Genomic DNA, 4,066 nt, shown 5'->3' with positions numbered 1-4,066 from the left:
AATCCATTTTGGAAGAGTTAGTGAGCGCTGTTTGGTATCATTGGGTAGGCAATAGCCGCCATAACCGAAGCTGGGATTATTATAATGGCCACCGATACGCGGATCTGGGCCGACGCCGGAGATGATCTGGTGCGTGTCCATGGCACGCCCAATGGCATGGCTGCCCATTTCGTTGAAGAAGGCGACACGTCGGGCGAGATAGGTGTTGGCGAAGACCTTGATCGCCTCCGCCTCGCTGGGGCTTCACATTAAACCCCCAACATCAAATCTAGGGACTAAACATCAAATTTACAATATCTTGCGCTCGCAAAAAATGCGTCACACCTGTCTCAGTCATTGTATCCTTGCACAACAGGATCAGGCAGGGACACCGCAATTCCGTACCAACTGCAACGCCTGCATATTGAGTGTCACCGCCCGCTCCACACTGTCACTTTCGGTATAGCAGCGCAGTTCGGGGGCATTGCCGCTCGGCCGCAGATGGATAATGTCCCCGCCGGCAAAATGGATACGCAACCCGTCGGTCCGTTCGATCCCGTCCACTTTGCCCGCCAACTCGCCGAACATCGCCGTCAACCGCCCCAGGATAGTGGCCTCGTCACCGTGCTCCAGATGCGCGAGCAGTGCGTTGCTCTGTGCCGTCGGATAATTCTGTAATCGTTCGCTGAACGTATAGCGTTCGGGCAATTGCGCTTGCAGTGCGGACAATGTCACGCCGCGCCGACGCGCATCGACTAGCACCGACAGGATCGGCAGCACTGCGTCCCGCGTCGGCAGTGCGCTCAATCTCCTCTCTTCTAGGACAACCGGCGTGGCCAGCAGGAAACCGCCATTGGCCTCATAGCCGCAAACGCTCGCCTGACCATCGGCCACCAGCGTGTTCATTGCTTCGATCACAAAGGGTGATCCGATTCGCGTTCGCCGTACGGCTTTGAAGAGGCCAGACAATTCGACTGCGCTGTTGCAACTGACTGGCGTGGCAATCGCTGCAATGCGCAACGCCCGCGCGCTCAATATGCCCAGTACGTCGCCGCGCATCCAAACACCCTGTTCGTTCGCCAACAGCGGCCGATCGCTATCCCCGTCGGTTGACAGGATCGCGTCCAACCCGTGCTTCTCCGCCCACTGCCGGGCCAGCACCTGGTCTTCCGAGCGAACCGCTTCGGTATCGACAGGGATGAAGTGATCGGACCGGCCCAGCGACACGGCCTCGCCGCCTAGCGCCTCGACCAGTGCGATCAATATATCGCGCCCAACCGCCGAATGTTCGTAGACGCCCAGCGTCATGCCCGCGAGAGCCTGAGTTCCAAAGGCTTCGACATATCGCGCGATATAGGGAGTGGCGGCGTCGGCAAGCGGCTCTGCGGGCGCCGCATCCTTCAGCATTCCGTCCTCGTCGAACAGGTCGGGTAACGACACGGTCTGGGCCCGGATCGCAATCTCGTCTGACTTCAGCACTTCACTGTCGGTGCGGTTGAACTTGATGCCGTTGCGGTCGTCGGGGATATGGCTGCCCGTCACCATCAGCGACGGGATATTGTGTTCAAATCCATAAGCGGCCACGGCTGGCGAGGGCACGAACCCGCAATAGTCTACCTCTCCACCCATATGCAGCACGGCTGCGGCGCAGGCCGCCATGATGCGGGGGGTGGACGGGCGTAGGTCGCCAGCGATCGCAACATGGGTACCGGGCGCGAACTGCCCGATGGCCGACAAATGCTGCAGGAAGGCGGCGGTATAGGCGAAGCAAATTCGGTCAGTCATCGCACTGACCAGCCCACGCGCGCCACTGGTACCGAACGCGACGCCGGATTGTGCCATCAGGCCGGCGATTGAAACTGTTTGCGTCATATTTCTCTCCATGCGTGGCCGTGCGGGCAATTCAGTTCGTCACAGTTGCGGCGGCAATCGCCTTGAGCGCCTCGGTCACCTTGCGGACCTTCTGGGATTCTCCGCGCTTCAGGATCATGACATCGCCATGGGAAACGACCACGATCAGGTCGTCGACATCGACCAGAGTAACGCGCGGCCCATCGCTATGGACCAGACAATTGTGCGCGCCCAGCAGCAGGGCGTCGCCGCGCACCGCATTTTCGTCACCACCCCGAGCGCTGACTGCGTGTAGAGAATCCCAACTGCCAACATCCGACCAGCCCATGCTGACCGGCACGCACGCGACCTGCGCTTCCCGTTCCATGATTGCATAGTCGACAGAGTCAGACGGACAGGCATGAAAGGCCATGGCGTCGGGAAAGATCTGCGCGCAGTCTCGTTTGGCACCGGCCATTGCGGCCTGCACCACTGCGAGCATGTCCGGCTGGTGCTTTTCCAGCGCGGCCAGATAGGCGTCGGCGCGGAACAGGAAGATGCCGGCATTCCATGCATGATTGCCTTCGGCCAGCATCCGCTCTGCATTGGCAACATCTGGCTTTTCGACGAAGCGTTTGACCTGATGCACCCCTTCGCCGCACATCGGCCCCATCTGGATATAGCCATAGCCGGTTTCCGGTCCATCGGGCGTGATACCGAACGTCACCAGCCACCCTTTGGCAACCAAAGGCAATGCGCGGGCGATAGCTTCGTGGAAAGCCGGCAGATCGGCAATCACATGGTCGCTCGGCATCACCAGCAGGGCTTTGTCGCCCTTTGCCTCCAGTGCGGCTAGCGCGATGGCAGGCGCAGTATTGCGACCGATCGGCTCCAGGATGACCTGATAATCGGTGATGCCGCTCTGTTGTAGTTGCTGATCGATAATGTGGGCATGGGCAGCATTGGACACCAGGATCGGATGGTCAACCAAAGCGGAGGCGAAGCCTTGCATCCGCACGGCTGTCAACTGCAACATGGTTTCGTCCGCCGTCAGCGGCAACAGCTGTTTGGGGCGTTCAGGTCTGGAAACGGGCCACAGTCGTGTGCCCGACCCGCCGGACAGGATGACGGGTACGATAGTCATGGGATCGCTGGTCATGTTTCGCCTGAATTAACTGGAATATATTATTCTTTGGTGGACTGACGCCCCAATCAATAGGGCGTCCATGAACGGAAAGCAAAGGTCGGCCAAGTTGCTCATTCCGATGAAGCCGCCCTTCGTTTCCAAGATGATTGCGCCCAATTGCTCCAGATTATGTCGCTCCCCGGATACAGCGCAGTGCTGGCTATGCCCATTGTTGTTTCGTTCTCGGCCGACGTCAAATCTCTGGAAGGGATTTGGGGCGGAGCATGCTATCGCCGTTCAGGTCGAGGCGGTGGGCGGTGCGGACATGTCGTCCGCGCCGCACTGTCATAATTCGCCGCCATTTCGGCATAGCAGCAGTTGACCTGCTGAAGGTAAAGGCAGGCCTTGATCACGGCAACTTCGCATTATCCGGAACGAGCAGGGCTGGACCGCCCCTTTGCCGCCCGCATAATCGACGAACAGCTTCTCACCAGCAGCGCGGGTCTGTCGTATCGTGACCGGCAGCTTGGCTGCCTAGCCATGATAGAGACGGCAGAACTGGTGTAGCGATAGCCTTCCGGATGCTGCGCGATTCATTCGTCGCACACAATCTGCACGGCCACATGTTTGCGCTTCAGTTCGCGGTACATCGGCGCCCAATCCGGTTCGGGATAGCGGCGACGGCCGGTCTTGGTGATTGCCGCCCGGTAGAGCGCTGCTTCCAGAACTGCATCGCTAACATCCTCGCCTCGCGGCCAGGCGAGCCCCGCCAACACTGCACGCCTCAACGTCTCGCGGCTGCCCCGCTCGGTACGAAGTCGCCTTGTGACTCGGTACCTCCTCAAACCGGTATCGTAAGCTCTCGCGAGCCCGTCGTATAATCAATCGCTCCGCTGACATCAGTTCCTCCCTCGTATAATCGAATGGAAGCAAACCTGATCCCAGTAGCGGACCTTCATCGTCATCCCCGCCAGGTGTGGGGCCATCATCTCGGAATCACGGGACGAATAATTCTCGGAGCAGCGGCGGCTTTCCTGGGAAAGGCGCCAAGTTATTTGGAAACGTGTCTCGCATCGGCTGGCTTTCATACTTAATTCTGTAGACATTTCATCCATAAAGCAGGTTCGGAAC

The 4,066-nt window shown here is 59.2% G+C and carries 2 protein-coding genes and 2 pseudogenes; all 4 read right to left on the bottom strand.

Annotated elements, in window-relative coordinates; translation table 11 throughout:
• A pseudogene (locus SX1_RS24040) lies at window positions 1-237 on the bottom strand (hypothetical protein); the annotation flags it as partial.
• A 120-nt stretch (window positions 238-357) separates the two neighbouring features.
• On the bottom strand, window positions 358-1,851 hold the full coding sequence (locus SX1_RS21835) for a phosphomannomutase (protein ID WP_019054809.1): 1,494 nt from the start codon (window positions 1,849-1,851) through the stop codon (window positions 358-360).
• 31 nt (window positions 1,852-1,882) lie between these two features.
• Window positions 1,883-2,968 (bottom strand): mannose-1-phosphate guanylyltransferase/mannose-6-phosphate isomerase, encoded by a 1,086-nt coding sequence (locus SX1_RS21830; protein ID WP_019054808.1) that lies wholly within the window; start codon window positions 2,966-2,968, stop codon window positions 1,883-1,885.
• Window positions 2,969-3,246: 278 nt separating this feature from the next.
• Window positions 3,247-3,814: pseudogene (locus SX1_RS24980) on the bottom strand (IS21 family transposase); the annotation flags it as partial.
• Between the last annotated feature and the right edge of the window lie 252 nt (window positions 3,815-4,066).

Origin of the sequence: Sphingobium xenophagum NBRC 107872 (genome assembly GCF_000367345.1) — a bacterium.
Classification (GTDB): Bacteria; Pseudomonadota; Alphaproteobacteria; order Sphingomonadales; family Sphingomonadaceae; genus Sphingobium; species Sphingobium xenophagum.
The sequence above is the reverse complement of the archived record's forward strand: the minus strand, read 5'-3'. Positions and strand labels throughout refer to the sequence as shown.

Excerpts from the sequence above, each read along its gene's own strand:
- SX1_RS21835 (WP_019054809.1), bottom strand. The coding sequence starts at position 1,851 with ATGACGCAAACAGTTTCAATCGCCGGCCTGATGGCACAATCCGGCGTC.
- SX1_RS21830 (WP_019054808.1), bottom strand. The coding sequence starts at position 2,968 with ATGACCAGCGATCCCATGACTATCGTACCCGTCATCCTGTCCGGCGGG.